Annotated in this window: 31 protein-coding genes; 11 read left to right on the forward strand and 20 right to left on the reverse strand. The window is 60.1% G+C overall.

Features of this window, described 5'->3' with window-relative positions; translation table 11 throughout:
• Positions 1–75: 75 nt before the first annotated feature.
• The 3 genes from ACIPZE_RS23730 to ACIPZE_RS23740 all read left to right on the forward strand — a co-directional run bounded on the left by ACIPZE_RS23730 (position 76) and on the right by ACIPZE_RS23740 (position 2,939).
• Positions 76–990, forward strand: a complete 915-nt coding sequence (locus tag ACIPZE_RS23730) for an urea transporter (RefSeq protein ID WP_400775652.1) — start codon at positions 76–78, stop codon at positions 988–990.
• Positions 991–1,011: 21 nt separating this feature from the next.
• On the forward strand, positions 1,012–1,836 hold the full coding sequence (locus tag ACIPZE_RS23735; protein WP_016987501.1) for an ion transporter: 825 nt from the start codon (positions 1,012–1,014) through the stop codon (positions 1,834–1,836).
• Positions 1,837–1,940: 104 nt separating this feature from the next.
• Complete coding sequence (locus tag ACIPZE_RS23740; RefSeq protein ID WP_064117377.1) at positions 1,941–2,939, forward strand: sulfate ABC transporter substrate-binding protein; 999 nt, start codon at positions 1,941–1,943, stop codon at positions 2,937–2,939.
• 116 nt (positions 2,940–3,055) lie between these two features.
• Here ACIPZE_RS23740 and ACIPZE_RS23745 read toward each other — a convergent pair whose 3' ends face one another.
• Complete coding sequence (locus tag ACIPZE_RS23745) at positions 3,056–3,676, reverse strand: hypothetical protein (protein ID WP_400775655.1); 621 nt, start codon at positions 3,674–3,676, stop codon at positions 3,056–3,058.
• 233 nt (positions 3,677–3,909) lie between these two features.
• On the opposite strand from ACIPZE_RS23745, the gene ACIPZE_RS23750 reads away from it, so the two are divergent.
• Entirely contained in the window at positions 3,910–5,097 is a 1,188-nt protein-coding gene (locus ACIPZE_RS23750; RefSeq protein ID WP_400775657.1) for an MFS transporter, read from the forward strand.
• Between the two features lie 69 nt (positions 5,098–5,166).
• Here ACIPZE_RS23750 and ACIPZE_RS23755 read toward each other — a convergent pair whose 3' ends face one another.
• Both ACIPZE_RS23755 and ACIPZE_RS23760 read right to left on the reverse strand, forming a co-directional pair.
• Positions 5,167–5,571 carry a type II toxin-antitoxin system HicB family antitoxin gene (locus tag ACIPZE_RS23755; RefSeq protein WP_400775660.1) on the reverse strand — a complete coding sequence of 135 codons (405 nt, stop codon included), beginning with the start codon at positions 5,569–5,571 and terminating at the stop codon, positions 5,167–5,169.
• Complete coding sequence (locus ACIPZE_RS23760; RefSeq protein WP_400775661.1) at positions 5,571–5,783, reverse strand: type II toxin-antitoxin system HicA family toxin; 213 nt, start codon at positions 5,781–5,783, stop codon at positions 5,571–5,573. The genes ACIPZE_RS23755 and ACIPZE_RS23760 overlap by 1 nt, the downstream gene beginning before the upstream one ends.
• Before the next feature lie 220 nt (positions 5,784–6,003).
• Between ACIPZE_RS23760 and ACIPZE_RS23765 the strand changes: the two genes are divergently transcribed.
• From ACIPZE_RS23765 to ACIPZE_RS23785, 5 genes are all read left to right on the forward strand, one after another.
• Positions 6,004–6,660: a peroxiredoxin-like family protein gene (locus ACIPZE_RS23765; protein WP_400775663.1), complete on the forward strand. Its 657-nt coding sequence runs from the start codon at positions 6,004–6,006 to the stop codon at positions 6,658–6,660.
• Positions 6,661–6,685: 25 nt separating this feature from the next.
• The gene (locus ACIPZE_RS23770) at positions 6,686–7,405 is read left to right on the forward strand and encodes an SDR family oxidoreductase (protein ID WP_400775666.1); all 720 of its coding nucleotides are present in this window, start codon (positions 6,686–6,688) and stop codon (positions 7,403–7,405) included.
• A 129-nt stretch (positions 7,406–7,534) separates the two neighbouring features.
• Positions 7,535–8,422 carry a LysR family transcriptional regulator gene (locus ACIPZE_RS23775; protein ID WP_283437227.1) on the forward strand — a complete coding sequence of 296 codons (888 nt, stop codon included), beginning with the start codon at positions 7,535–7,537 and terminating at the stop codon, positions 8,420–8,422.
• Positions 8,423–8,502: 80 nt separating this feature from the next.
• A complete protein-coding gene (locus tag ACIPZE_RS23780) occupies positions 8,503–8,970 on the forward strand; it encodes a helix-turn-helix domain-containing protein (RefSeq protein WP_283437228.1) in 468 nt (155 codons plus the stop codon).
• Positions 8,967–9,542 carry a putative toxin-antitoxin system toxin component, PIN family gene (locus ACIPZE_RS23785; protein ID WP_283437229.1) on the forward strand — a complete coding sequence of 192 codons (576 nt, stop codon included), beginning with the start codon at positions 8,967–8,969 and terminating at the stop codon, positions 9,540–9,542. Before ACIPZE_RS23780 ends, ACIPZE_RS23785 begins: the two co-directional genes overlap by 4 nt.
• Before the next feature lie 56 nt (positions 9,543–9,598).
• Here the strand turns inward: ACIPZE_RS23785 and ACIPZE_RS23790 are convergent, their stop codons facing one another.
• The 10 genes from ACIPZE_RS23790 to ccmA all read right to left on the reverse strand — a co-directional run bounded on the left by ACIPZE_RS23790 (position 9,599) and on the right by ccmA (position 16,979).
• A complete protein-coding gene (locus ACIPZE_RS23790) occupies positions 9,599–10,003 on the reverse strand; it encodes a hypothetical protein (protein ID WP_283437230.1) in 405 nt (134 codons plus the stop codon).
• Between the two features lie 25 nt (positions 10,004–10,028).
• Complete coding sequence (gene ccmI / locus ACIPZE_RS23795; protein WP_400775670.1) at positions 10,029–11,231, reverse strand: c-type cytochrome biogenesis protein CcmI; 1,203 nt, start codon at positions 11,229–11,231, stop codon at positions 10,029–10,031.
• Entirely contained in the window at positions 11,228–11,698 is a 471-nt protein-coding gene (locus tag ACIPZE_RS23800; protein WP_400775673.1) for a cytochrome c-type biogenesis protein, read from the reverse strand. Before ACIPZE_RS23800 ends, ccmI begins: the two co-directional genes overlap by 4 nt.
• Entirely contained in the window at positions 11,695–12,231 is a 537-nt protein-coding gene (locus ACIPZE_RS23805; RefSeq protein ID WP_016987490.1) for a DsbE family thiol:disulfide interchange protein, read from the reverse strand. Before ACIPZE_RS23805 ends, ACIPZE_RS23800 begins: the two co-directional genes overlap by 4 nt.
• Positions 12,228–14,216: a heme lyase CcmF/NrfE family subunit gene (locus ACIPZE_RS23810; protein WP_400775676.1), complete on the reverse strand. Its 1,989-nt coding sequence runs from the start codon at positions 14,214–14,216 to the stop codon at positions 12,228–12,230. Before ACIPZE_RS23810 ends, ACIPZE_RS23805 begins: the two co-directional genes overlap by 4 nt.
• Positions 14,217–14,219: 3 nt before the next feature.
• Complete coding sequence (gene ccmE / locus ACIPZE_RS23815) at positions 14,220–14,675, reverse strand: cytochrome c maturation protein CcmE (RefSeq protein WP_064117387.1); 456 nt, start codon at positions 14,673–14,675, stop codon at positions 14,220–14,222.
• Positions 14,672–14,848 carry a heme exporter protein CcmD gene (ccmD, locus tag ACIPZE_RS23820; protein WP_008083431.1) on the reverse strand — a complete coding sequence of 59 codons (177 nt, stop codon included), beginning with the start codon at positions 14,846–14,848 and terminating at the stop codon, positions 14,672–14,674. The genes ccmE and ccmD overlap by 4 nt, the downstream gene beginning before the upstream one ends.
• The gene (locus tag ACIPZE_RS23825; RefSeq protein WP_283437232.1) at positions 14,845–15,600 is read right to left on the reverse strand and encodes a heme ABC transporter permease; all 756 of its coding nucleotides are present in this window, start codon (positions 15,598–15,600) and stop codon (positions 14,845–14,847) included. Before ACIPZE_RS23825 ends, ccmD begins: the two co-directional genes overlap by 4 nt.
• A gap of 78 nt (positions 15,601–15,678) precedes the next feature.
• Positions 15,679–16,347, reverse strand: a complete 669-nt coding sequence (ccmB, locus tag ACIPZE_RS23830) for a heme exporter protein CcmB (protein WP_283437233.1) — start codon at positions 16,345–16,347, stop codon at positions 15,679–15,681.
• A complete protein-coding gene (gene ccmA / locus ACIPZE_RS23835; protein WP_400775680.1) occupies positions 16,344–16,979 on the reverse strand; it encodes a cytochrome c biogenesis heme-transporting ATPase CcmA in 636 nt (211 codons plus the stop codon). The genes ccmB and ccmA overlap by 4 nt, the downstream gene beginning before the upstream one ends.
• 197 nt (positions 16,980–17,176) lie before the next feature.
• On the opposite strand from ccmA, the gene ACIPZE_RS23840 reads away from it, so the two are divergent.
• Positions 17,177–18,751 (forward strand): flagellar hook-length control protein FliK, encoded by a 1,575-nt coding sequence (locus tag ACIPZE_RS23840; protein WP_283437234.1) that lies wholly within the window; start codon positions 17,177–17,179, stop codon positions 18,749–18,751.
• The gene (locus ACIPZE_RS23845) at positions 18,748–19,077 is read left to right on the forward strand and encodes an EscU/YscU/HrcU family type III secretion system export apparatus switch protein (protein ID WP_129390969.1); all 330 of its coding nucleotides are present in this window, start codon (positions 18,748–18,750) and stop codon (positions 19,075–19,077) included. Before ACIPZE_RS23840 ends, ACIPZE_RS23845 begins: the two co-directional genes overlap by 4 nt.
• 97 nt (positions 19,078–19,174) lie before the next feature.
• Here the strand turns inward: ACIPZE_RS23845 and ACIPZE_RS23850 are convergent, their stop codons facing one another.
• From ACIPZE_RS23850 to ACIPZE_RS23880, 7 genes are all read right to left on the reverse strand, one after another.
• Positions 19,175–19,567, reverse strand: coding sequence for a DUF2802 domain-containing protein (locus ACIPZE_RS23850; protein WP_008083419.1), 393 nt, complete (start codon positions 19,565–19,567; stop codon positions 19,175–19,177).
• The gene (locus ACIPZE_RS23855) at positions 19,568–20,053 is read right to left on the reverse strand and encodes a chemotaxis protein CheW (RefSeq protein ID WP_008083417.1); all 486 of its coding nucleotides are present in this window, start codon (positions 20,051–20,053) and stop codon (positions 19,568–19,570) included.
• 89 nt (positions 20,054–20,142) lie between these two features.
• Positions 20,143–21,093: a CheW domain-containing protein gene (locus ACIPZE_RS23860; RefSeq protein WP_400775683.1), complete on the reverse strand. Its 951-nt coding sequence runs from the start codon at positions 21,091–21,093 to the stop codon at positions 20,143–20,145.
• 131 nt (positions 21,094–21,224) lie between these two features.
• The gene (locus tag ACIPZE_RS23865; RefSeq protein ID WP_007919990.1) at positions 21,225–22,013 is read right to left on the reverse strand and encodes a ParA family protein; all 789 of its coding nucleotides are present in this window, start codon (positions 22,011–22,013) and stop codon (positions 21,225–21,227) included.
• Between the two features lie 43 nt (positions 22,014–22,056).
• Entirely contained in the window at positions 22,057–22,947 is an 891-nt protein-coding gene (motD, locus tag ACIPZE_RS23870; RefSeq protein WP_008077690.1) for a flagellar motor protein MotD, read from the reverse strand.
• A 12-nt stretch (positions 22,948–22,959) separates the two neighbouring features.
• Positions 22,960–23,700 carry a flagellar motor protein gene (locus ACIPZE_RS23875; protein ID WP_003222929.1) on the reverse strand — a complete coding sequence of 247 codons (741 nt, stop codon included), beginning with the start codon at positions 23,698–23,700 and terminating at the stop codon, positions 22,960–22,962.
• Positions 23,700–24,845 (reverse strand): chemotaxis response regulator protein-glutamate methylesterase, encoded by a 1,146-nt coding sequence (locus ACIPZE_RS23880; RefSeq protein ID WP_400775686.1) that lies wholly within the window; start codon positions 24,843–24,845, stop codon positions 23,700–23,702. The genes ACIPZE_RS23875 and ACIPZE_RS23880 overlap by 1 nt, the downstream gene beginning before the upstream one ends.
• Between the last annotated feature and the right edge of the window lie 31 nt (positions 24,846–24,876).

The raw sequence follows: 24,876 nt of genomic DNA on the forward strand, positions 1-24,876 counted from the left end.
GAGCAGACGCAGAGCGTCCTTTGAGGCATTCCCACGCAGAGCGTGGGAACGATCAACTGCCCAGATTTCCTCAACATGCCTGCCAATCATTTCAACACCCACTGCCCCGACTGGGCCGAGGCTTTGCTCAACGGTTTCAGTCAAATATTCCTCCAGCGCCATCCGCTGTGCGGCCTGCTGTGCCTGTTGGCGATCCTGCTGACGGCGCCAGTGCTGTTCGCCGGAGCGCTGCTCGGTGCCGTTGCCGGTTTGCTCACCGCGCAACGACGCAACTACGCCAAGGCTGATCGCCAGGCCGGACTGTTCAGCTACAACGGCATCTTGCTCGGTCTGCTGCTGAGCCTGTATTTCCCGTGGTCGCCGATGCTGCCGCCGCTGATTCTTGCCGCTGGCGGCTTGAGCGCGATGGTCACCCAGCAATGGCTCAAACATGTCTACAGCAGCCGATCGATTCCGGCCTATACCTCTCCGTTCGTGGCGATGAGCTGGGTTCTGCTGCTGTTCGCTGAACCGTCGGCGCCGATGACACACGTAGAAATGAGCACGCTGAACCTGCTTGCCGCCGAACTGCGTGGTTTGGGCCAGGTGATGTTTCTCGGTCATCCACTGGCCGGCGCCCTGATCGCCATCGGTTTGCTGATCGCTGATCGCCGCGCTTTCTGCTGGGCGCTGCTGGCGTCGGCCATCGGTCTCGGCTCCAGCCTGCTGCACCACGAAACCAGTGTCGCGCTGCTCGGCATCGGCAGCTACAACGCCGTGCTCGCCGCCCTTGCCTTCTCCGCGCAACGTCAACAACCGTGGTTGCCGCTGTTCGGCATCGTCCTCGCGCTGCTGGTCACGCCGCTGTTTGCCGCCATCGGCCTCGCTACGTTGACCGCGCCATTTATCCTCGCTGGCTGGCTGATCCGCGCCGGCATCCAGATGCTCGGCAAAACGCCGGTCGAGCGTGCGCCTTGCGCTCATGGGGAGAATCAACCTAGGCTGCGCTGATCTTCGATTCAGGCGTTATCCATGGACAGCAGCAACAGTTGGCGCGAACGACTCTACGTCATGATTTTCCAGAGCGACACCCTCGCCGGGCGTCGCTTCGACGGCATTCTGCTGTTGATCATCCTCGCCAGTCTGGTGATCGTGATGCTCGACAGCATCGACAGCATTCACCAGAACTACGCCGACGTGCTGGCCTACATCGAGTGGGGCTTCACGATCATCTTTCTCGGCGAGTACATCCTGCGTCTGTATTGCTCACCGAAACCATTGCGCTACGCCTTCAGCTTTTACGGGCTGGTGGATTTGCTGGCGATCGTGCCCGGCATCCTCGCCCTGTATTACAGCGATGCGCAGTACCTGCTGATCATCCGGATCATCCGCATGCTGCGGATCTTCCGCGTACTCAAGCTCAGCCCGTACCTCAAGCAAGCCAACTATTTGATGTCGGCGCTGCGTGGCAGCAAGCAGAAGATCGTCGTGTTTCTGGTCAGCGTCTGCACGCTGGTGACGGTGTTCGGCACGCTGATGTACGTGATCGAAGGCCCGGAGCATGGCTTCACCAGCATTCCCAAAGGTATCTATTGGGCGATCGTCACACTGACCACGGTAGGCTTCGGCGACATCGTGCCGAAGACCCCGCTGGGCCAGGTGATTTCGTCGTTGGTGATGATCACCGGTTACTCGATCATCGCTGTACCGACCGGGATTTTCACCGCCGAGCTGGCCAACGCCATGCGCGGCGAACAGCTGCAACACGACTGCCCGGTGTGCAAGAAAAACAGCCACGAACACGGCGCGGCGTTCTGCTCGCGATGCGGTAATGCGCTGTTCAAGAAACTGGAATAAGCACAGAGCTTTTTAATCTTTAAGCGACTACGCGCGCCCCGTTATAGTCAGTGGCAATTGACCATCACCCCCCCGATACATACGCAAACAACAAGGAATGCGCAGTGAAAAAACTCTTTGGCGCCTCACTTCTCGCCGCCGGCCTGGCCTTGGCCAACATCGCCCAGGCAGCCCCGACGCTGCTCAACGTTTCCTACGACGTGATGCGCGATTTCTACAAGGACTACAACACTGCGTTCCAGAAACACTGGCAAGCCGAGCACAACGAAAACATCACCGTGCAGATGTCCTTCGGCGGTTCGAGCAAGCAAGCGCGCTCGGTGATCGACGGCCTGCCGGCTGACGTCATCACCATGAACATGGCCACCGACATCAACGCCCTCGCCGACAACGGCAAACTGGTTCCGGAAAACTGGGTCACGCGTCTGCCGAACAACAGCGCGCCATTCACCTCCGCCACCGTGTTCATCGTCCGCAAGGGCAACCCGAAAGCCCTGAAAGACTGGCCGGATCTGCTCAAGGACGGCGTGCAAGTGATCGTGCCAAACCCGAAAACTTCGGGTAACGGCCGCTACACCTACCTGTCGGCTTGGGGTTATGTGCTGAAGAACGGTGGTGACGAGAACAAGGCCAAGGATTTCGTCGGCAAACTGTTCAAGCAGGCGCCAGTGCTGGACACCGGTGGCCGCGCCGCAACCACCACGTTCATGACCAACCAGATCGGCGACGTGCTGGTGACTTTCGAAAACGAAGCGGAAATGATTGCCCGCGAGTTTGGTCGTGATCAGTTTGAAGTGATTTACCCGAGTGTTTCGGCTGAGGCTGAGCCACCGGTTTCCGTGGTTGACAAAGTGGTCGACAAGAAAGGTTCGCGTGCGGCGGCGGATGAGTACCTGAAGTACCTGTGGTCGCCGGAAGGTCAGGAGATTGCTGCGGCAAACTACCTGCGTCCGCGTGATCCGGCGGTGCTGGCGAAGTACACCGATCGTTTCCCGAAAGTTGATTTCCTTTCGGTTGAGAAGACCTTCGGCGACTGGCGCACGGTGCAAAAAACTCACTTCAATGATGGCGGTGTCTTCGATCAGATTTACACCGGCCAGTAACACCTGATCCTCTGTAGGAGCTGCCGCAGGCTGCGATCTTTTGACTTTGATGTTTAGAAACAAGATCAAAAGATCGCAGCCTGCGGCAGCTCCTACAGGGGGAATTGTGTGAACCATTACATCGGTGGGGTGACGCCGTCCTTGCCGGCGGAGATGGATTGCGCAGTCAGCGTGCCGTCCGCACTTTGCGTGACGAAGGTGACAATCTTCACTCCAACCTTCAGCAAGCTTCTATCGCCCGGCGTCAGATTGACGATCGGCACATCCTCCGGCACCAGGATCTTCTGCTGCCCGCCCTTGTAGTTCACCGTCAGCACCCGCCCGTTGCTCACCACCAGATCGCCGACGCTGCCATTGGTCATGCTGCTGCCCTTGGCCAGATCGAAAGGTCGATGACCATCGCCGCTGCCCGCCAACTCTGGCGGAAACACATGCACTTCCAGAGCTTTGAGCGTGCCATCTTCCTGCGGTATTGCCGCCGAACCGATGTAGCTGCCGGGTTTGATGTCTTCGATATTAGCCAGTGTTACGGCGCGAACTTTGGTGTCGCCGGTCAACCGGATCACCACGTTCTCGCCGCTGTTGACGTGGACTTTCAAGGTATCGGCGCTGACCCCGGTGATCTCGCCGCGCACACCGAGGCGCATCCCCGGTGCATCGGCAGCCTGCACGCTCGTCGCACTCAGCAGGCTGATCAGGACAATCGTTGCGGTGTGGCGAAGCCTCTGACGAAACATTGCAATCCTCCGGTGATGAACATTGAACAAGCCGATGCAAACATAAGCACGCTATCGAAGAAGATGTAAGTGAATGTATCATCAGCCCTCAACTGTCGGACGCAAGGTTCGCCCTGAATGGCCACGCCCGTCATTCCGCAACGGAATAACTGATATCAACTGACGGCGTCTTCTGCCCTTCGGCTTTGTCCCATAGCCTCACCGCATTCCCTTTCGCTGGATCGAGAAACCTTATGACCGCCACCACTCACGCAATGACCCGAGGCATGGTGCTGCTGTTCGCCTTCTGCTGCGGCGCCATCGTTGCCAACATCTACTATGCGCAGCCAATCATCGGCCTGATCGCGCCGGACATTGGCCTGAGCGACACCATGGCCAGTTTCATCGTCTCGCTGACGCAGATCGGCTATGCGCTGGGCCTGTTCTTTTTGGTGCCGCTGGCGGACCTGCTGGAAAACCGTCGGTTGATGATCATCACTACCGTGGTGGCGATTGCCAGCCTGTTGGCGGCGGCGTTTACCGATCAGCCTAATGTGTTTCTGCTGATCTCATTGCTGGTGGGTTTCAGTTCAGTATCGGTGCAGATTCTGATTCCTCTGGCAGCGCACCTTGCTCCGGAGGAATCCCGTGGCCGTGTCGTCGGCGGGATCATGGGCGGTTTGTTGCTGGGTATTCTGCTGGCGCGACCGGTGTCGAGCGTGGTCGCGGATCACCTGGGCTGGCGGGCAATGTTCATGATTGCGGCGGCACTGATGGCAGCGATCAGCGTGGTGCTGGCGCTGACCGTGCCCAAGCGTCAGCCTGATCACAGCGCCACTTATGGCCAACTGCTCGGCTCGTTGTGGACGCTGTTGCGCCAGCAACCGGTGCTGCGTCAGCGCGCGTTTTATCAGGGCTGCATGTTCGCCACGTTCAGCCTGTTCTGGACGGCCGTGCCGCTGGAACTGGCGCGTAACCATGGTCTGTCGCAAAGCGAAATCGCGATTTTTGCCCTGGTCGGCGCCATCGGTGCCATTGCCGCGCCGATCAGCGGACGTCTGGCCGACGCCGGCCACACTCGCATCGCTTCGTTGCTGGCCATGGTCTTCGCCAGCCTGAGCTTTTTGCCCGCCTTCATTCATCCGGCCTACAGCGTCATCGGTCTGGCCGTAACCGGTGTAGTGCTCGACTTCTGCGTGCAGATGAACATGGTCCTTGGCCAGCGCGCGGTCTACTCGCTGGACGCAAAAAGCCGTGGCCGTCTGAACGCGCTGTACATGACCAGCATCTTTATCGGCGGCGCGTTTGGTTCGTCGGTGGCCAGTGCGGTGTATGAGCATGGTGGCTGGTTATGGATCGTGATTGTCGGGAGTGCGTTTCCGCTGTTGGCGTTGTTGCGGTTTTTGAGTGTTTCGCAGCGTGGTTCATTGGCGACGGCGTAAGACGTCAAAAGCTTCGCGAGCAGGCTCGCTCCCACAGGTTATTCATTTAGCCTGGGGGAGCGATGAGGCTTAATATCGAACCAGTTTTTCCATCGCCGCATCCGCCAGAAAGGAGGAGCGGCTTTTGACGTTGTGTTCGCGCACATAACGATCGATGCGCTGGATCACGTAACCGGGGAGCGTCACGTTGACCTTCTCGGTCTTGCCCAGATATGGCGAGATATCCAGTTCGAGCATGCCCCAGCCCATGTCGGCAAATTCCGGATTGTTGCGATGCGCCGCTGCAGAAGTGGGCATCGGGATCGGCTCTGCGCTCGCCACAATCTCTTGCAGCATGATGTGGGCGATTTCAACTGCCGCATTGTAGGCATCTTCAAAGCTATCCCCTGCCGTAACGGCGCCGGGAATATCGGGGATCTGAATACCAATGGCGGTATTTTCGTCACCCCATTCAATGCAGATTGGATATTGCATTATGGATCTCCTTGGTAACTGGCTGGCGGGTTGTACAGCCCGGCACGCCTCCTGATGCTTTTGACCGTCCCCAGCGGCAAATTCTTTTTCGGGTGAGGGACGGGAATCGTGTACGGGTTGTATCGGTGAGTGAAGATGTGATGACTGCCGGTGATCCGATCCAGCACCCACCCAGCCTCCTCCAGCTCCTTGATCAATTGCCTGCTCTGCACCAATTGCCTCCTTGGCCCGGTCTTTTAAAAATAACCCTAGAGTTATCTTTATTCAAGTACAGAAAACCCTAAAGCGACGTCCGGTTGTTTTGCAGGGTGTGAATTTTCACTCATTCCGCCCGAGCATGAATGCTATGCCCCGCACCGGCGTTCCCCTGCACCCGTATGACGGTCACTCTTGAACCCAGCCACTACCGGCGTTTCTTCAGGACTTTCGACCATGACCCTGCAAGCAAAACTCGATGCCTTCAAAGCTGACTTCAAGGCCGGCAAACCGCCTTACAACGCCCCTGCCGATATCCACCCGGTGATGGAGCGGGCCACCGCCGAATTGATTGCCTCCGGTGCTGCCAACAGTGCCTTGAAGGTCGGCGACATGGCGCCGCTGTTCACTCTGAAAGATCCTGAGGGTAATGCGGTCTCTTCCGCCGATAAACTGGCGCAGGGGCCGCTGGTGCTGACGTTTTATCGCGGCGTCTGGTGCCCGTACTGCAACATGGAGCTGCAAGCATTGCAGGCTTTTCTGCCGGCAATTCAAGATGCCGGGGCAAGTCTGCTGGCGATTTCACCGCAGATCGCTGCCAACAGTCGCAAGTCGCAACGCATCAACGAACTGCAATTCCCTATCCTCAACGACCCGCGCAATGACGTCGCGGCAGCCTTCGGCCTGCGCTTCGAACTGCCGCCCTACCTGATCGAGCTGTACAAGAATCTGCGCAATGATCTGCCGACCTTCAACGATGATCCGGCCTGGACCTTGCCGATGCCGGCCCGCTATGTGATCGGTCAGGACGGTGTGATTCGTTACGCCGAGGTCAACCCGGATTACACTCAGCGTCCCGAGCCTGACGCGATGCTGGATGCATTGCGTGGCTGAATCGATGACTTGCCCTGGAGTTGCCATGACCCGCCGTACTTTCCTCATCACCGGCGCCAGCAAAGGCATTGGCCGCGCGTTGGCCGAACATCTGGATCGCGCCGGGCATCGGGTGGTGGGGATTGCTCGCCACCCCGATTTGAGTTTCCCGGGGATTCTGTTCCCGCTGGATCTGAGCGATCGCAAGCTCACTGCAGATGTGCTCGCGGAGTTGGCGCGCACTTATGAGTTCGATGGGCTGGTGAATAACGTCGGGCTGGTGCGCCCGCAGGCGTTGGGCGATATCGATCTGGATGCCTTCGACGACGTGATGCGGGTGAACCTGCATTCAGCGTTGCAGGCCACGCAGGCGTTGTTGCCGGGGATGCGCACGCGGGGTTGGGGTCGGGTGGTGAATATTTCCAGCCTGACGGTGCTGGGCATCACCCAGCGCACGGCGTATGCGGCGGCGAAAGCGGCGTTGGTCAGCTTCACCCGCTCGTGGGCGCTGGAGCTGGCGCAGACCGGGATCACTGTGAACGCGGTTGCACCGGGGCCGACCGAGACCGAACTGTTTCGCGCCAACAATCCGCCGGGCAGCGAGGGTGAGGCGCGCTATCTGGCCGGGGTGCCGATGGGACGGCTGGGGCAGCCGGAAGAGATTGCCTCGGCGATTGCGTTTCTGCTGTCGGAGCAAAGCGGCTTCATCACCGGGCAAACCTTGTTCGTCGATGGCGGCGCATCAGTCGGCAAAGCCGCATTCTGATCAACACCCCAAATCCTCTGTGGGAGCGAGCCTGCTCGCGAATACGGTATGTCAGACACATTGATGTTGCTGATACACCGCTTTCGCGAGCAGGCTCGCTCCCACAGGGATCCACGATAAGGAGCATTGATGGACCGCCTCGCCGTCATGGAAACCTTCATCTACGTCGTCGAAACCGGCTCGTTTTCCGCCGCCGCGCGACGTCTGAATATCGGCCAGCCAGCGGTATCGAAAACCATCGCCGCGCTGGAAAAACGCTTGGCCGTCAGCCTGCTCCTGCGCTCGACGCGCGGCCTGACCCCGACCGAAGCCGGACTGGCTTTTTTCGAACGGGCCAAACGCGCCATCGAAGAAGCCGACGAGGCCGACAACGCTGCGCGCGGCATCGCCAGCGGCTTGAGCGGCAACTTGCGCATCAGCGCCGCGGTGACCTTCGGTCGCCTGCACATCGTCCCGCAACTGGGGCCGTTCCTCGATCAGCACCCACAACTGAACATCGACCTGATGCTCGACGACCGCAACATCAATCTGGTTGAAGAAGGCATCGATGTAGCTTTGCGCATGGGTGCGCTCAACGATTCGGGGCTCACCGCCCGCAAGATCGCCGACTGCCGCCGCGTGGTGCTTGGCACACCGGCCTACTTTGCCAAGCACGGCGAACCGAGCTGCCCCGCCGAATTGAGCAAACACCAGGCCGTCGTCTACAACCTCGGCGGCGGCACCACTTGGCAGTTCGCCAAAGGCGCGGAGCAACAATCGGTGATCCTCAGCGGACGTTTGCGCGTCAGCGCGGCCGAGGGCGTACGCGAAGCTGTACTGGCCGATCAGGGCCTGACAATCGCCTCCGAATGGATGTTCGCCCCGGAACTGGCCAGCGGCGCGGTGAAAACCGTTATGCACGACTGGACACTGCCCGATCTGGATTTGTGGGCGGTGTTTCCAACGGGAAGAATGGCGAGTGCCAAGGCGCGGGCGTTTGTTGAGTATGTGCAGGGGATTCTGATCGACGAGCATTAATACCGAGCGTTTCGTTTATTGCGATTTTCGTTTATTTCGAATAAAGTTCCGACATTCATTATTAACATGTCGGAAAAATCATGTCGATCATTGTTCATCCTCCTATCAACCTTCCCGTAGAGCGCGAAATAAAAGCAGCCATCGAAGGCCAACGCGCCCTGGCCGCTTACCTGGCGACTGAATTCGAAACCCAGCACATCCAGATCTTCGATGAGCAGAACGAGGCGCACCGTGTCGAACTGCCCACCTCCGCCCTGCGCCTTCTCGTCGACATTCTTGCGGCGCTGGCAGAAGGCAATGCCGTCAAAGTCGTGCCGATTCATGCCGAACTCACCACCCAGGAAGCCGCTGACCTGCTTAACGTCTCACGCCCGCACATGATAAAGCTGCTGGAAAGCGGCGAGATTTCCTACCACAAAACCGGCAAGCACCGACGTGTGCGCTTTGCCGATTTGATGGACTATAAAACCCGGCGCGACACCGCCAGCGAGCAGGCAATGGCGCTACTCGCGGAGCAGGCACAAGTATTAAGGACAGGATACGAGTGAGGCATTCCTCTTTCACCGCTGTATACGATGCATGTGTTTTATACCCAGCCCCGTTGCGAGATTTCCTGATGTGGCTCGCCCTCTCAGGAAGATTTCGGGCGCGATGGACAAAGGAGATTCACGGCGAATGGAAACGCAACCTACTAAAGAACCGCACTGACTTGACCATGCAGCAACTGGACCGCACGTCGGAACTGATGGATCGCGCCATCCCTGATGCATGCGTCTCGGACTATGAGGATCTTGTAACCGGACTGTCACTGCCGGATCCAGATGACCGCCATGTTCTGGCAGCCGCGATACGTTGCGGTGCAGGCGTTATCGTCACATTCAATTTGAAAGATTTTCCCGATGAGCATCTCGCCCCTTTTGGTATCGAGGCGCAGCATCCAGATGAATTCGTCGAAAATCTGTTTCATCTGGATTCGGCTGCAGTGATCGCAGCCGCTCAACGACAGCGAAAGCAATTGAAAACACCCGCGATGGACGTCGAATCATTTCTGAGTTTGCTGCAGCGTCAGGGATTGAAGAAGTCGATTCACGCGCTCGGCAGCTACCGCGCGATCCTGTGAAATCGCCAACGCAATCGACAGACAAAAAACGGCGATCCGAAGATCGCCGTTTTCATTCACTGCCCGAACTGCTTGCCCAGCCCCGGTGGCACGCCGTGGATGTTGGTGTCTTCCCACGGGCCGTTAGGGCTGATCGAGCGGCTCCAGCCGTTGTTCCAGCGGTAGTAGGTGCGTTGGCGGTAGAAGGTGTTGGTCTGGTCGTCGAGGACGTAGACGCCGAGTTTCTGGTCCCAGTGGCTGTTGCCGCCCGGTGGTGGGGCGAAGCTGGCCGAGGTGCGCGGGACCGGTTTGGCCGGTTTCGCCGGGATGCTTTTGCCTGGGGTCGGCGAGGTCGACGGGGTCGGGCTCGGTTGCGACGGCGGGATCGGCGGCAGGTGGGTGGTCGGTTCCGGGCGTTGCACCGCACATGCACTCAAGCCCAGGGCCAGTGTGAGGACTGTGATTCGGGCGATGGTGTGCATGGCGGTGCTTTCCTGTTGTGCCCGGTTATTGATCCGGGCTGTCGATGGTCAGTTTTTGTGGCGCGGTGGTGCTGCTGGCCAGCGGGCCGCTGCGACCCACCCATTCACCGGCGGTCGGTTGACCAGCCCGTGAGACGCGCGCAACCAGTTGGACTTCAGGGAAGTTCGACAGTTTCAACTGCGGCATCATTGCATCGGCATCGCCCAGTTCCACGGTCACTGGCAGATCCGCCACGGTCAGGCGCTTGGCTGCCAGCGGCGCTGGTGGGCCGGACGTCGCGCGGGCGAAGATGAACACGCTGTCGCCCGGTTGCACTTTGCCTTTGAGCTCGCTGGCCAGATCGACGCTGACTTTCAACAGTGCGGCTTTCGCAGCTACAGGTGCCTCAGCGACTTTGCCACCGCTGGCTTCCAGACGTTCGGCGGCGCGCTTGATCCCGCCTTGCAGCGCGTCACGGGATTTGTCGTCCGGTGGCAGTTGCGCGAGCAGACGGTTCCAGTAATCGATGGCTTGCTGATAACGCTCGCCTTCGAACGCGGCGATGCCGAGCAGACCGAGGCTGGTGACTTCTTTCGGATCGGCCTTCAGCGCTTCGTCGGTCAGCGTCTGGATCTTCGCCGACCACTTCTTGCCGTCGGCGAAATACTGCGCCTGCGCCCACTGCCCGAGCAGTTCCGGCTGACGACCAGCCAGATTGGCGGCGCGTTCGAACATCTTCGCCGCATCCGCCGGACGCTCTTGCGCCATGTAGGTACGGCCGAGGAAGTACAGACCTTCAGCGGAATCCGGTTGCGCCGCGACAGCACGCTCCAGACGCTGGGTCATCTCTTCCATCGACTGCGGCGCCTGGGCGAATTCGCGGGTCAGCTCGACCTTGTCGACAGCACCGAAATGCATATAAAGACCCAAGCCAAGCACTGGCACCAATACAGCGGCCAACAACGGCAACGGTTTACCCAGCTTCGACACTCGTGGCGCAGCAACGCCTTCGGTATCCGCCAGCAACTCACGCGCAGCCTCGGCACGACCGCTGTCCATTTGTGCAGCGTCGAGCACGCCTTCAGCCTGTTGCGATTGCAACTCGGCGACGCGCTCCTGATACAGCGCAACGTTCAGGGCAGTACGATCCTCTTCACGCTGGGCGCGACGTTCGCGCAGAACCGGGATCAGCAGAAAACTCAGGGCGACCAGAAGCAACAGCCCTGCGGCAAGCCAGAAATCAATCATTCTTGGTTTTTATCCAACAGTTGGTCGAGGCGCTGACGCTCTTCGATGGACAGCGCTTGCGGGGTCTCGGCGCGCTGGCCGCGACGACGGCGGACGATCACCGCGATTACCACCAAACCACCGAGCAACAAACCGGCCGGGCCAAACCACAGCAGCGCGGTCTTGGCATTCAGCGCCGGTTTGTAGCGGACGAAATCACCGTAGCGATCCACCATGAAGTCGATGATCTGCTGGTTGTCCTTGCCCTCGCCGAGCATGCGGAAAATCTCTTTGCGCAGGTCAGCGGCAATCGGCGCGTTGGAGTCGGCGATGTCCTGGTTCTGGCATTTGGGGCAGCGCAGTTCCTTGGTCAGCTCGCGGAAACGCTCTCGATCACCTTCTTTGGCAAACTCGTAGGTGTCGATCGCGGCATGCGCCACGCCGATCAGACTCAATCCCAATACCAGCGCAGCCAGAAAGCGCTTCATGGCTTGGCCTCATCAACCAGCGCCTGGTATTTGGCCGCGAGTTTTTCGCGCCAGACCTGTTCATCGATCACGCCGACGTACTTGTCGCGAATGATGCCCTTGGCGTCGATGAAGAAGGTTTCCGGCGCGCCGTAGACGCCGAGATTCAGGCCCAGCGAGCCTTCGTCATCACGGATATCCAGCACGTACGGATTGTGGAACTCGGCCAGCCACTTCAAGGCATCGGCGTTGGTGTCCTTGTAATTGATGCCGTAGATCACCACGCCGCGCTCGGCGAGTTTGTTCAGCACCGGATGCTCGACCCGGCAGGAAATGCACCAGGTTCCCCAGACGTTGACCAGTGCCGGTTTGCCGAGAATGTCAGCCTTGGTCAGGCTCTTGTCGCCCTGCACGTTTGGCAGGGAAAACTCCGGGAACGGTTTGTTGATCATCGCCGACGGCAGCTCCGCCGGATCGAGGTACAGACCGCGATAAAGAAATACCGCCACCAGCAGGAAAATCGCCAATGGCACCAGCATCAACCAACGTCTCATGCAGCCGCTCCCGTCATGCCCAGGGCTTCACGCACCTTGGCTTTCACCTTGACCCGATAACGTCGATCCAGCGCCGCCAGCAAACCACCGAACCCGGTGAGCAGACCGCCGAACCAGATCCAGCGCACGAACGGTTTGACGTGCACGCGCACAGCCCAGGCGCCGTTTTCCAGCGGTTCGCCGAGGGCGACGTAGAGGTCGCGGGTGAAACCGGCGTCGATCCCGGCTTCGGTCATCACCGAGTTCTGCACGGTGTACAGACGTTTTTCCGGGTGCAGCACGCTGACTTCCTTGCCGTCACGAATAACGCGAATCGTGCCTTTGTCGGACGTGAAGTTCGGCCCTTCGAAGTGTTTGGCGCCTTCGAAGATGAAGTGATAACCGGCCAGGTCCATCGACTCGCCCGGCGCCAGACGCAAGTCGCGTTCGGCACTGTTCTGGCTCGATAACACCACGCCCAGCGCGCAAACAGCGATGCCGAGGTGGGCGATCTGCATGCCCCAGTAGCTGCGGGTCAGCGTCGGCAGGCCTTTGATCAAGCCTTTGTGGCGAGTCTTGTCGACGATGTCGCGGGCGCCGGCGAGCAGAACCCAGGCAGCGAGCAGGAAAGTCGCGATCACCGCCCAGTTGAAATCGCCATAAGCGACACCAGCCACCACCGCCAGCGCGACGCTGCCGAGCAGCACTGGTGTGAGCATACTGCCCAGCCATTTCATCGGCGTGTCCTTCCAACGGACGATCACGCCGACCGCCATGACCATCATCAGCAACGCCATCAACGGAATGAACAGCGCATTGAAGTACGGCGGGCCAACCGACATTTTCGCGCCGCTCAGCGCATCGAGAATCAGCGGGTACAGCGTGCCGAGCAGGATCATCGACGCGGCCACCACCAGCACCAGGTTGTTGCCCAGCAGCAGGGTTTCCCGCGACCACAGATTGAAACCGACCTGACTCTTCACCACTGGCGCGCGCAGGGCGAACAGCGTCAGCGAGCCGCCGACCACGAACAGCAGGAAGATCAGGATGAACACGCCGCGCTCAGGGTCCGAGGCAAATGCGTGCACCGAGGTCAGCACACCAGAACGTACGAGGAACGTACCGAGCAGGCTCAGCGAGAATGCGGCAATCGCCAGCAACACCGTCCAGCTCTTGAACACGCCACGTTTTTCCGTGACCGCCAGCGAGTGAATCAGCGCAGTGCCGACCAGCCAAGGCATGAACGATGCGTTTTCCACCGGATCCCAGAACCACCAGCCGCCCCAGCCGAGTTCGTAGTACGCCCACCATGAACCGAGGGTGATGCCGATACCGAGGAAGGCCCAGGCGACAATGGTCCACGGGCGCGACCAGCGTGCCCACGCAGCATCAAGTCGACCGCCCATCAACGCGGCGATGGCGAAGGCGAACGCCACGGAAAAGCCGACGTAGCCCATGTACAACATCGGCGGGTGAACGATCAGGCCAATGTCTTGCAGCAGCGGATTAAGGTCAGCGCCATTGCTGGGCATTTGCGGCAGGATGCGTTTGAACGGGTTGGACGTGAGGATCAGGAACAGCAGGAAACCGGTGCTGATCATGCCCATCACCGCCAGCACCCTGGCGAGCATGACTTGCGGCAACTGCCGGGAAAATACCGACACCGCAAAGGTCCAGCCGCCGAGGATCAGTGCCCACAACAGTAACGAACCTTCGTGGGCACCCCATACCGCGCTGAATTTGTAATACCACGGCAACGCGGTATTCGAGTTGTTCGCCACGTAGGCGACGGAGAAGTCGTCGACCATGAACGCGTAGGTCAAGGCGCCGAAGGCGAACAGCAAAAATGCAAACTGCCCCCACGCGGCCGGCTGGGCCAGACTCATCCAGAAACGGTCGCCGCGCCAGGCGCCAATCAACGGCACCACGGCCTGCACCAGAGCAAAACACAGCGCCAGAATCATCGCCAGATGACCCAGCTCAGGAATAAAAATTGCCGACGTCATCGATCAACCCTCCTTCGCGGGCGTTGGTGCGGATTGACCACTGTCTTTCAGCGCTTTGGTCACTTCCGGCGGCATGTACTTCTCGTCGTGCTTGGCCAGCACTTCATCGGCCACCACCACGCCGTCGGCGTTGATCTTGCCCAGCGCGACGATGCCCTGCCCTTCGCGGAACAGGTCCGGGAGGATACCGCGATAGGTGATGGTCACGGATTTGTTGAAATCGGTGACGATGAATTTGACGTCGAGCGAATCCGGCGAACGTTGCAGCGAGCCTTTCTCGACCATGCCACCGGCGCGGATGCGCGTGTCTTGCGGCGCTTCGCCGTTGGCGATCTGGGTCGGGGTGTAGAACAGATTGATGTTCTGCTGCAGGGCGCTGAGGGCCAGGCCGACGGCAGCGCCGACCCCGACCAGAATGGCCAGAATGATGATCAGACGTTTCTTGCGCAGCGGATTCACTTGCCGTTCTCCCGGCGCAGACGTCGCGCCTCTTGTTGCAGATACCGCTTGCGGGCCAGGATCGGCGCCGCCACGTTGAAGGCCAGTACGGCCAGGCAGATGCCGTAGGCCGTCCAGACATACAGGCCATGATGGCCCATGGCGAGAAAGTCGCCGAATGAAGCAAAACTCATCGAGCGGCCTCCAGACTGTTCTGCACTTCTGCTTTCACCCAACTGGCGCGGGCTTCGCGTTTGAGCACTTCAAGACGCATGCGCAACAGCAGTACGGCGCCGAAGAAGCAGTAGAAACCCAGCACTGTCAGCAGCAGCGGCAGCCACATTTCTGCCGGCATTGCCGGTTTTTCGGTGAGGGTGAAGGTCGCGCCCTGGTGCAGGGTGTTCCACCACTCCACCGAGTACTTGATGATCGGGATATTGATCACACCAACGATGGCCAGCACCGCGCAGGCCTTGGCGGCACTGTCGCGGTTGCTGATGGCATTGCCCAGCGCGATCACACCGAAATACAGGAACAGCAGAATCAGCATCGAGGTCAGGCGTGCGTCCCAGACCCACCATGAACCCCAGGTCGGTTTGCCCCAGATCGCCCCGGTGACCAGCGCCACAGCGGTCATCCACGCACCGATCGGTGCGGCGCATTGCAGGGCGACGTCAGCCAGTTTCATCTTCCACACCAGCCCGACCACACCGCACACCGCCAGCATCACGTAGATCGACTGAGCGAGCATCGCGGCAGGCACGTGGATGTAGATGATGCGAAAGCTGTTGCCTTGCTGATAATCCGGCGGCGCGAAGGCCAGGCCCCAGACGACGCCGACACCAATCAGCAGCAACGCTGCGATGCTCAACCACGGCAGCAACTTGCTGCTGATGCCGTAGAACCACTTGGGCGAGCCGAGCTTGTGAAACCAGGTCCAGTTCATACTGTTTCCATCACGGGTGCCGCTCATCGGTGTGAGCAGTCTCAGGGTCTTTGCTGGTTAAATTTTAACCAGACCTCATTATTCGCCGACGCTGATCTTCAGGCCAGCAGCTATTGCAAAAGGTGTCAGGGTGATCGCCAGGGCGGTCAGGCTACCAAGCCACAGCAGATACCCGGTCGCCGGCATGCCTTGGAGGGCTGCCTGCAAGGCGCCACTGCCAAGAATCAACACCGGGATGTACAACGGCAGAATCAGCAGCGCCAGCAACAGGCCGCCACGTTTCAAACCGACCGTCAGCGCCGCGCCCACCGCGCCGAGCAAGCTCAGCACCGGTGTTCCCAGCAGCAACGAAAGCAGCAAAACCGGCAGACAGGCGGCAGGCAAACCGAGCATCAACGCCAGCAGAGGTGAGAGCAAAACCAGTGCCAGGCCGGAGAAAAGCCAGTGTGCCAGTACCTTGGCCAATACCAGAAGTGGTAACGGGTGCGACGAAAGGACCCACTGTTCCAGGGATCCGTCTTCGAAATCACTGCGGAAAAGCCCGTCCAGCGAGAGCAGGACCGACAAAAGCGCCGCCACCCAGACTAACCCGGGGGACAGGTTTTGCAACACTTGAGTTTCCGGGCCGACGGCCAGCGGGAACAAAGCGATGACGATGGCGAAGAAAATCAGCGGATTGGCCAGATCCGCCGGGCGGCGAAACAGCAGTCGGGATTCACGGGCAACCAGCAGGCCGAAGACACTCATACTGCCCAGTTCCCCAGATCGATATCACGATAACCGGCCGGCATTCGGCTCAGCGTGTGGTGCGTGGTCAGCACGACCAGGCCGCCGCGCTCGCAGTGAGCCGCCAGGTGCTCTTCGAGTTGCGCCACGCCCTGTTTGTCCAGCGCGGTGAACGGCTCATCGAGAATCCACAGCGGCGGGCTGTCGAGATACAACCGCGCCAGCGCCACGCGTCGTTGCTGACCGGCAGACAGGCTGTGGCAGGGAACATCTTCGAAGCCGCGCAATCCTACTGCTGCCAGCGCTTGCCAGATGGCCTGGCGTTCAGCGGGATGATGCAGGGCGCAGAGCCACGACAGGTTCTCTTCCGGGGTCAGCAGGTCCTTGATCCCGGCGGCGTGGCCGATCCACAACAGGTTGCGCGCCAGTTCGCTGCGTTGTTCGGCGAGCGGCAGACCGTTGAGCAGGACTTGACCGTCGGTCGGCTGCATCAGCCCGGCCAACAAACGCAACAAACTGGTTTTACCGCTGCCGTTGGGACCGCTGATCTGCACCATATCGCCACTGGCCAGTCTCAATTCGAGATTTTCGAAGAGCAGCCTGAGATCACGTTCACACGCGAGGGCAACGGTTTGCAGGACAGGACTGGTCAAGGGATCACGGGCCTTATACGGTTCAAGTCGGCTCTGGCGCGGCCGTTAAAGAGATGCAGCATAAATGCAATGACGGCTCGATCTAGAGAGCTGCGTCAAACAATTGCTATGTTTTTTGAACGAAGCGCAAGACGGGCGGCATTATACATGCCGTGCCTTACTCTCAAGAGTGCAATTTCCTCAGGTTGTGTCCGCGTATGACAGGCGAAATGAACATCCTCCCGCTCCCGCCAGCCACCCAGGCGACCGTTCGCCCGCAGGTCGGTGAGTTGCTCAAGCTGCTGACCCCGGTCGAAGGCTTGATCGACGCGGGGCAAAGCGCCAAGGCCGAGGTGTTGTCGCTCAAGCAGGCGGATCAGACCTTTCAACTGTTGCTCAAGGTGACGCTCGACAACGGTCGCCAGACCACCGTGCAAGCGACCAGCAATCTGCCGCTGCCCCAGGGCACCAGCCTCGCGATCACCCAGCCATCGGCGGGCAATCTGGCGATTACCGTGCAGCAAGCCATCGCCAGCAGTGTTGCCGCCCTCACCCGCATCGACACGGCACAATTGCCGGTCGGCACCCTGTTGCAAGGCAAAGTGCTGACCTCGCAAGTGCTGCCGCAGACGCCGGGGCAAGCAACGGTGTTTCGCTCGCTGGTGACGTTGCTCAACACCGCCCAGAGCGGCAGCACGCTGACCCTCGACAGCCCGCAACCGCTGCGCATCGGCACCCTGCTCTCGGCCTTGGTCGAAGATGCGCAAACGCTGAAATTCCTGCCCTTGAGCAGCCGTCAGGAGCAGCTCGCCGTCAGCCAGCAATTGCTTGGCCAGCAAAGTCGTCAGGCTTCCCTGACAGGTGTGTTGAACGCGCTGCAAAACCTGCCGGCCGACACCGATCAGACCTCGCAGGATTTGCGCGCCATGGTCGACAAGTTGCTGGCCAGCCTGCCCGACGTGCAGCAATTGAGCACCGCCAAAGGTGTCGCGCAGGCCCTGGCCAACAGCGGCGCGTTCCTCGAAGCGAAACTGCTGACCGGGCAGACCCCGACACTGGCGCCAGACATGAAAGCCGATCTGCTCAAGCTGATCGCGCAACTGACGCCGGGCTTGCCGAGCAGCACCAGTTTCAATGCGATCATCGCCGCCAATACGCTGGCGCAGGCGCTACCGAATTTCGTCCGTAACGCGCTCGGCACCCTCGGCCAGGTCAGCGCAAAACCGCTGCCGAGCAGCTTCCCCCTGCCCGACCGCTTGCTGCAAAATCTGGAAGGCGAAGGCGATCTGGAACAGTTGCTGCGCCTCGCCGCTGCCGCTGTTTCGCGCCTGCAAAGCCATCAACTGTCGAGCCTGGAACAGACCGGCGTCACCGACGACGGCCGCTTGCTCAGCACCTGGCAGTTGGAAATCCCCATGCGCAACCTGCAGGACATCGTGCCGTTGCAGGTCAAGTTCCAGCGCGAAGAAGCCCCGGAACGCGAACCGCAACCGAACGAGCGCCGCGAGGAACACGAGCCCCGGCAACAACTGTGGCGCGTCGATCTGGCGTTCGACATGGAACCGCTCGGGCCAATGCAGATTCAGGCGCAGTTGATCGCCGGCAGCCTGTCGAGCCAGCTCTGGGCCGAACGGCAGTACACCGCCGATCTGATTGAAAGCAATCTGTTCGCCCTGCGCCAGCGTCTGCTTGATCGCGGGTTGAACGTCGGCGATATCGATTGCCATCTCGGCACCCCGCCGCAAGGCAACCAAACCCGTCTCGAACACCGCTGGGTCGACGAAACCGCATGAACAATTCCACTGCCCCACGCCAGGCCATCGCCCTCAAATACGACGGCAACCACGCGCCGACACTCACCGCCAAGGGTGATGAAGAACTGGCCGAAGAAATCCTGCGCATTGCTCGCGACTGTGAAGTGCCGATCTACGAGAACGCCGAGCTGGTGCGCCTGTTGGCGCGGATGGAATTGGGCGACAGCATTCCCGAAGAGCTGTACCGCACGATTGCCGAGATCATCGCGTTTGCATGGAATCTGAAAGGCAAATTCCCCGAAGGGCACGACCCGAATGCGCCGATGGTCGAGAAGGATGTGACCCTGCGCGGGGATGATTATTAAGCCCTGAAAGCAAAAGATCGCAGCCTTCGGCAGCTCCTACAGGAAAGCGCATTCCAATGTAGGAGCTGCCGAAGGCTGCGATCTTTTGATCTTGCTTCTAGTTCTTATGCAACTTGCGCATCAACTCCGCCTCAGCCTGGGTCAAACCGCAGGACTGCGTCAGCTCATCAACGCTCGCACCCATCCCCACCAGTTTCGCCGCCTGGGCGAACGACAGGCTGGATGGATCGCGCTGTTCCAGCTGGACGATCTTGTCCGGCAACGGGCTGACCACCGCACGCAACTCGTGCAGCGCCTCGCCCATGCGCACATTACCGTTCTGGTAATCGTCGACGCGCTTGGCCAGGTCTTTGATGCGCTGATCACGCAGCGCATCGCCCTGAGCCTGTTGCGCAGCAATGACTTTTTGCGCCTTGATGTAAGACACAAACATTGCCAGCGTGCCTGCCCAGAAAAGGAACAGGACAATGACCGCGACCTCGAGAATCAATCAGATATTCTCCAGGTCCGACCATTCTTCTTCGCTCATCATCTTGTCCAGCTCGACCAGGATCAGCAACTCGTTGTTCTTGTTGCACACGCCCTGGATGAACTTGGCCGACTCTTCGTTACCGACGTTCGGCGCCGTTTCGATTTCCGACTGACGCAGGTAAACCACTTCGGCCACGCTGTCGACCATGATGCCGACGACTTGCTTGTCGGCTTCGATGATGACGATACGGGTGTTGTCGCTGATCTCGCCGCTGTTCAGGCCGAAGCGCTGACGGGTGTCGATCACGGTGACCACGTTACCGCGCAGGTTGATGATGCCCAGCACGTAGCTTGGCGCGCCCGGCACCGGAGCGATCTCGGTGTAGCGCAGGACTTCCTGAACGCGCATCACGTTGATGCCGTAGGTTTCGTTGTCCAGCTTGAAGGTCACCCATTGCAGGATCGGATCTTCAGAACCTTTTGCATTCGTCGCCTGATTACTCATACCTGACCCCTCGAAAAAACCGCTCTGGGCGGTGTGTGTTCTGTGTGGCGGCATTCAACAATGCCGTCGCCTGATTGTTATGTCGGCTGCTATGTCGGTTTATGTAGCGGCTTGTGGCCGCTCAAGTGCTTTGCCCCACCGCTGTCGATCAACTCGGCCAGTGCGGAAACGTCAAGCAATGCACACATGTGCTCAATCACGGTGCCGGCGAGCCATGGCCGCTGACCCCGGTGACTTCTCCATTTGATTTCATTCGGGTCCAGGCGCAACGAGCGGCTGACCTGATGCACCGCCAGGCCCCACTCGTAACCTTGTACCGAAATCACGTACTGCAGGCCCTGACGAAAGTCATCGCGATAGCGATCCGGCATGACCCAGCGTGCGGTGTCCAAAACTTTCAGGTTGCCGGACTGGCTCGGCAGGATCCCGAGGAACCATTCCGGCTGACCGAACAGCGGCGTCAGCTCATGACCGGCCAGCGAATAGATCGAGCCAAGGCACACCAGCGGCACCGCCAGGGTCAACCCGGCGACGTCGAACAGCAGGCATTCGAAGGCTTCTGACGCCCAGGCCGGACGGCCATCGGTTTCCACCGGTGGCGGCGTATTGCTGGGCGGCAGATGCACTTCGACCAGCGGCGGTACCAGCGTCTGCTCGACGGGTGCGGGTGCTACCGGAGCCGGTTCCGGTTCAAGCACCGCCGGTTCCGGCGCGGTTTTCAACAATTGGGTTTGCAACAGCGGCGCCAGCGTCGACACCGATGCGCGCATCGGCTCGTCTGCTTCGATCAATGCCACCGGCGCTTTGGCAACCGCGGCGATGGCAGGCGCAACAACCGGCGCAGCCGGCCCGGCCGCTTTCTGCGCGTCACGCGCCTGCTCTTCCAGCACCGCCGCCTGGAACTCGTCCAGCACCTCGGCACGTTCTTCGACAACCTCGACTGGCGCCGGCAACTCGTCAGGAATTTCCTGCAGCAAACTGTCCAGATACGACTGCAAGGCCAACTGCGGCTTAGACGTCAACTTCAAAGGCCGATTCATACACAGTCCCCTGTAGGAGCTGCGGAACGCTGCGATCTTTTGATCTTTTCAGAAGCACCACAAAGCAAGATCAAAAGATCGTCCGAACGCGGCACCGAACCTGCGGCAGCTCCTACAAGGTTCAAAATCATTCAAGCCACCTGCGGAACAAGTTGTTGCGCCAACAGGTGCTTGAGCAGCGCGCGATACGCCAGCACGCCACGGCTCTTGCCGTCGAATTGCGAAGGCGTGACACCGGCACGGCTGGCGTCGCGCAGACGAGTATCGACCGGGATGTAACCCTGCCAGATCTCTTCCGGGAATTTGTCGCGCAGCACGCGCAAGGTGTGCATCGATGCCTGCGTACGGCGATCGAACAGGGTCGGCACGATGCTGAACGGCAGCGCCTGTTTGCGTGAACGGTTGATCATCGCCAGAGTGTTGACCATGCGCTCGAGGCCTTTGACGGCCAAGTGTTCGGTCTGCACCGGGATCACCAATTGCTGGCTCGCCGCGAGGGCGTTGACCATCAACACGCCGAGCAACGGCGGGCTGTCGATCACCGCGTAATCGAAGTCCTGCCACAACTGCGCCAGACTCTTGGCGATCACCAGACCCAAGCCACTCTGACCCGGCGACTGCCGCTCAAGGGTTGCCAGCGCAGTGCTCGACGGCAACAGGGAAATGCGTTCGTCACTGGTCGACAACAGCAACTGCCCCGGCAGGCCTTGCGGCACACTGCCCTTGTGCAGAAACAGGTCGTAGTTGCTGTGTTCCAGGCTGTCGGGATCGTAGCCGAAATAGCTGGTCATCGAGCCGTGCGGGTCAAGATCGACCACAACCACGCGCTTGCCCGCCTCGGCCAGCAATCCGGCTAAAGCGATGGAAGATGTGGTTTTACCGACACCACCCTTTTGATTGGCGACTGCCCAGACTCTCATTCAGTTCGTTCCTCCCGGCCGATATGCTCGACCGAGACATAGCTCAGCGTGTTAATGCGGGTGACGGAGAATTGACGGCACTCTCGCGTCCCGGCGTCTTGACCGGGGTCGGTGCAGTTTGTGTGCCAGCACGCTTCAACGCGGCGTCCGGTTGCGCATTGGCGGTCCCGGTGCCCGTGAGGCTGCGACGCACATCGAGATTGCGCGACACCACCAGCACCACACGACGGTTCTTCGCGCGGCCTTCAACGGTGGCGTTATTGGCCACCGGTTGAAACTCACCGTAACCCACCGACGCCAGACGACCAGGGTTCACGCCCTGCATCGCCAGCATGCGCACGATGCTCGCCGAACGTGCCGAGGACAGTTCCCAGTTGGTCGGGTATTGCGCGGTGCGAATCGGTTGATCGTCGGTAAAGCCTTCGACGTGAATAGGGTTGTCGAACGGCTTGAGGATCGCTGCAACCTTGTCGATGATGTTGAACGCGATGTCGCTCGGCATGGCGTCGCCACTGCCGAACAACAGGCTGGAATTGAGCTCGATCTCGACCCACAACTCGTTGCCGCGCACGGTCATCTGGTTGGAGCTGATCAGGTCACCGAAGGCAGCGCTGATGTCATCGGCGATGCTTTTCAGCGGATCGCTGGCGCCGGCGATACCGGCATCGATCTGCTCGGCGTCCTTGACCAACGGCTTGGCCGGGGTCACGGTCTTCGGTCGCTCGTCGCCGATCGGGATCGGTTTTAGCGCGCGGTCGGAGTCTTTGAAAACGCCGACCAGCGCTTCGGAAATTTCCTTGTACTTGCCTTCGTTGATCGACGAAATCGAGTACATGACCACGAAGAACGCGAACAGCAAGGTGATGAAGTCAGCGTAGGAAACCAGCCAGCGTTCGTGGTTTACATGCTCTTCCTGGTGGCGACGACGAGCCATGAGGTTATTCCCTTAATCCATGAAGCCTTGCAGCTTCAACTCAATGGAGCGAGGGTTTTCACCTTCGGCGATCGACAGGATCCCTTCCAACAACATTTCGCGATAACGCGACTGTCGCAACGCGATTGACTTCAGCTTGGCGGCCACCGGCAGCAACACCAGGTTGGCACTGGCCACACCGTAAATGGTCGCGACGAAAGCCACGGCGATGCCGCTGCCCAACTGCGTCGGATCGGCGAGGTTGCCCATCACATGGATCAGGCCCATTACCGCACCGATGATGCCGATGGTCGGCGCGTAGCCGCCCATGCTTTCGAAGACTTTCGCCGCCTCGATGTCGCGCGCTTCCTGCGTATAGAAATCCACTTCGAGGATGCTGCGAATCGCTTCCGGCTCGGCGCCATCGACCAGCAGTTGCAGGCCTTTGCGCGAGTAATTGTCAGGCTCGGCATCGGCCACGCCTTCCAGGCCCAGCAGGCCTTCCTTACGCGCGGTGAGGCTCCAGTTGACGACGCGGTCGATGCCACCGGCCAGATCGACCCGTGGCGGAAACAGGATCCAGGCGAGGATCTGCATGGCGCGCTTGAACGCGCTCATCGGCGATTGCAGCAGCGCGGCACCGATGGTGCCGCCCAGTACGATCAATGCCGCCGGGCCGTTGGCCAGCGCACCGAGGTGACCACCTTCCAGGTAGTTGCCGCCGATGATGGCGACGAACGCCATGATGATCCCGATAAGGCTTAAAACATCCATCAGATACACGCCTCGACGATGTGCTTGCCGATGTCGTCCAGGCTGTACACCGCATCGGCGAGATCAGCTTTGACGATGGCCATCGGCATGCCGTAGATCACGCAACTGGCTTCATCCTGCGCCCAGATCGAGCTGCCGCCCTGCTTGAGCAGACGCGCGCCTTCACGGCCGTCAGCGCCCATGCCGGTCAACACCACCGCCAGAACTTTGTCGCCGTAGGACTTGGCTGCGGAACCGAAGGTGATGTCCACGCACGGCTTGTAATTCAAACGCTCGTCACCCGGCAGAATCTTCACCGCGCCACGGCCGTCGATCATCATTTGCTTGCCACCCGGCGCGAGCAACGCCAGGCCCGGACGCAGGATGTCGCCATCCTCGGCTTCCTTGACGCTGATGCGGCAGAGCTTGTCGAGACGCTCGGCGAAAGCCTTGGTGAACGCTGCCGGCATGTGCTGGATCAGCACGATCGGTGCCGGGAAGTTCGCCGGCAATTGCGTCAGCACGCGTTGCAGGGCAACCGGGCCGCCGGTCGACGTACCAATCGCAACCAGTTTGTAGGCTTTGCGTTTCGGTGCCGGCGACGATGAGCCGGCAGTCGAGGCGCGGCTTGCAACAGGCGCATGCACAGGTGCCGGGCGTGCCGGGGCGCTGGTGCTGTGGCTGCTGAAGCTCGATGCCGGGGTCGGCGCAGGTGCAGGTGCAGGTGCAGCCACTGGCGCAGGTGCGCTGTAAGCACTGAAACGACGATTGCTGCGCGAAATGCTGTGGACCTTCTCGCACAGCAGTTGCTTGACCTTCTCCGGGTTACGCGAGATGTCTTCGAAATTCTTCGGCAGGAAATCCACCGCGCCGGCGTCCAGCGCATCGAGGGTTACCCGCGCGCCTTCGTGGGTCAGCGAGGAGAACATCAACACTGGGGTCGGGCAGCGCTGCATGATGTGCCGCACCGCCGTGATGCCGTCCATCATCGGCATCTCGTAGTCCATGGTGATCACGTCTGGCTTGAGCGCCAGAGCCTGATCGATCGCCTCTTTACCGTTGGTGGCCGTACCGACCACCTGGATGCTCGGATCCGCTGAAAGAATTTCCGAGACGCGGCGGCGGAAAAAACCCGAATCGTCCACCACCAGGACTTTGACTGCCATAAACACTCCATTAGGTGCAGCGGGACGTTAT

This window comes from Pseudomonas sp. NPDC089741 (genome assembly GCF_044748825.1).
In the GTDB taxonomy this organism is placed as follows: Bacteria; Pseudomonadota; Gammaproteobacteria; order Pseudomonadales; family Pseudomonadaceae; genus Aquipseudomonas; species Aquipseudomonas helmanticensis.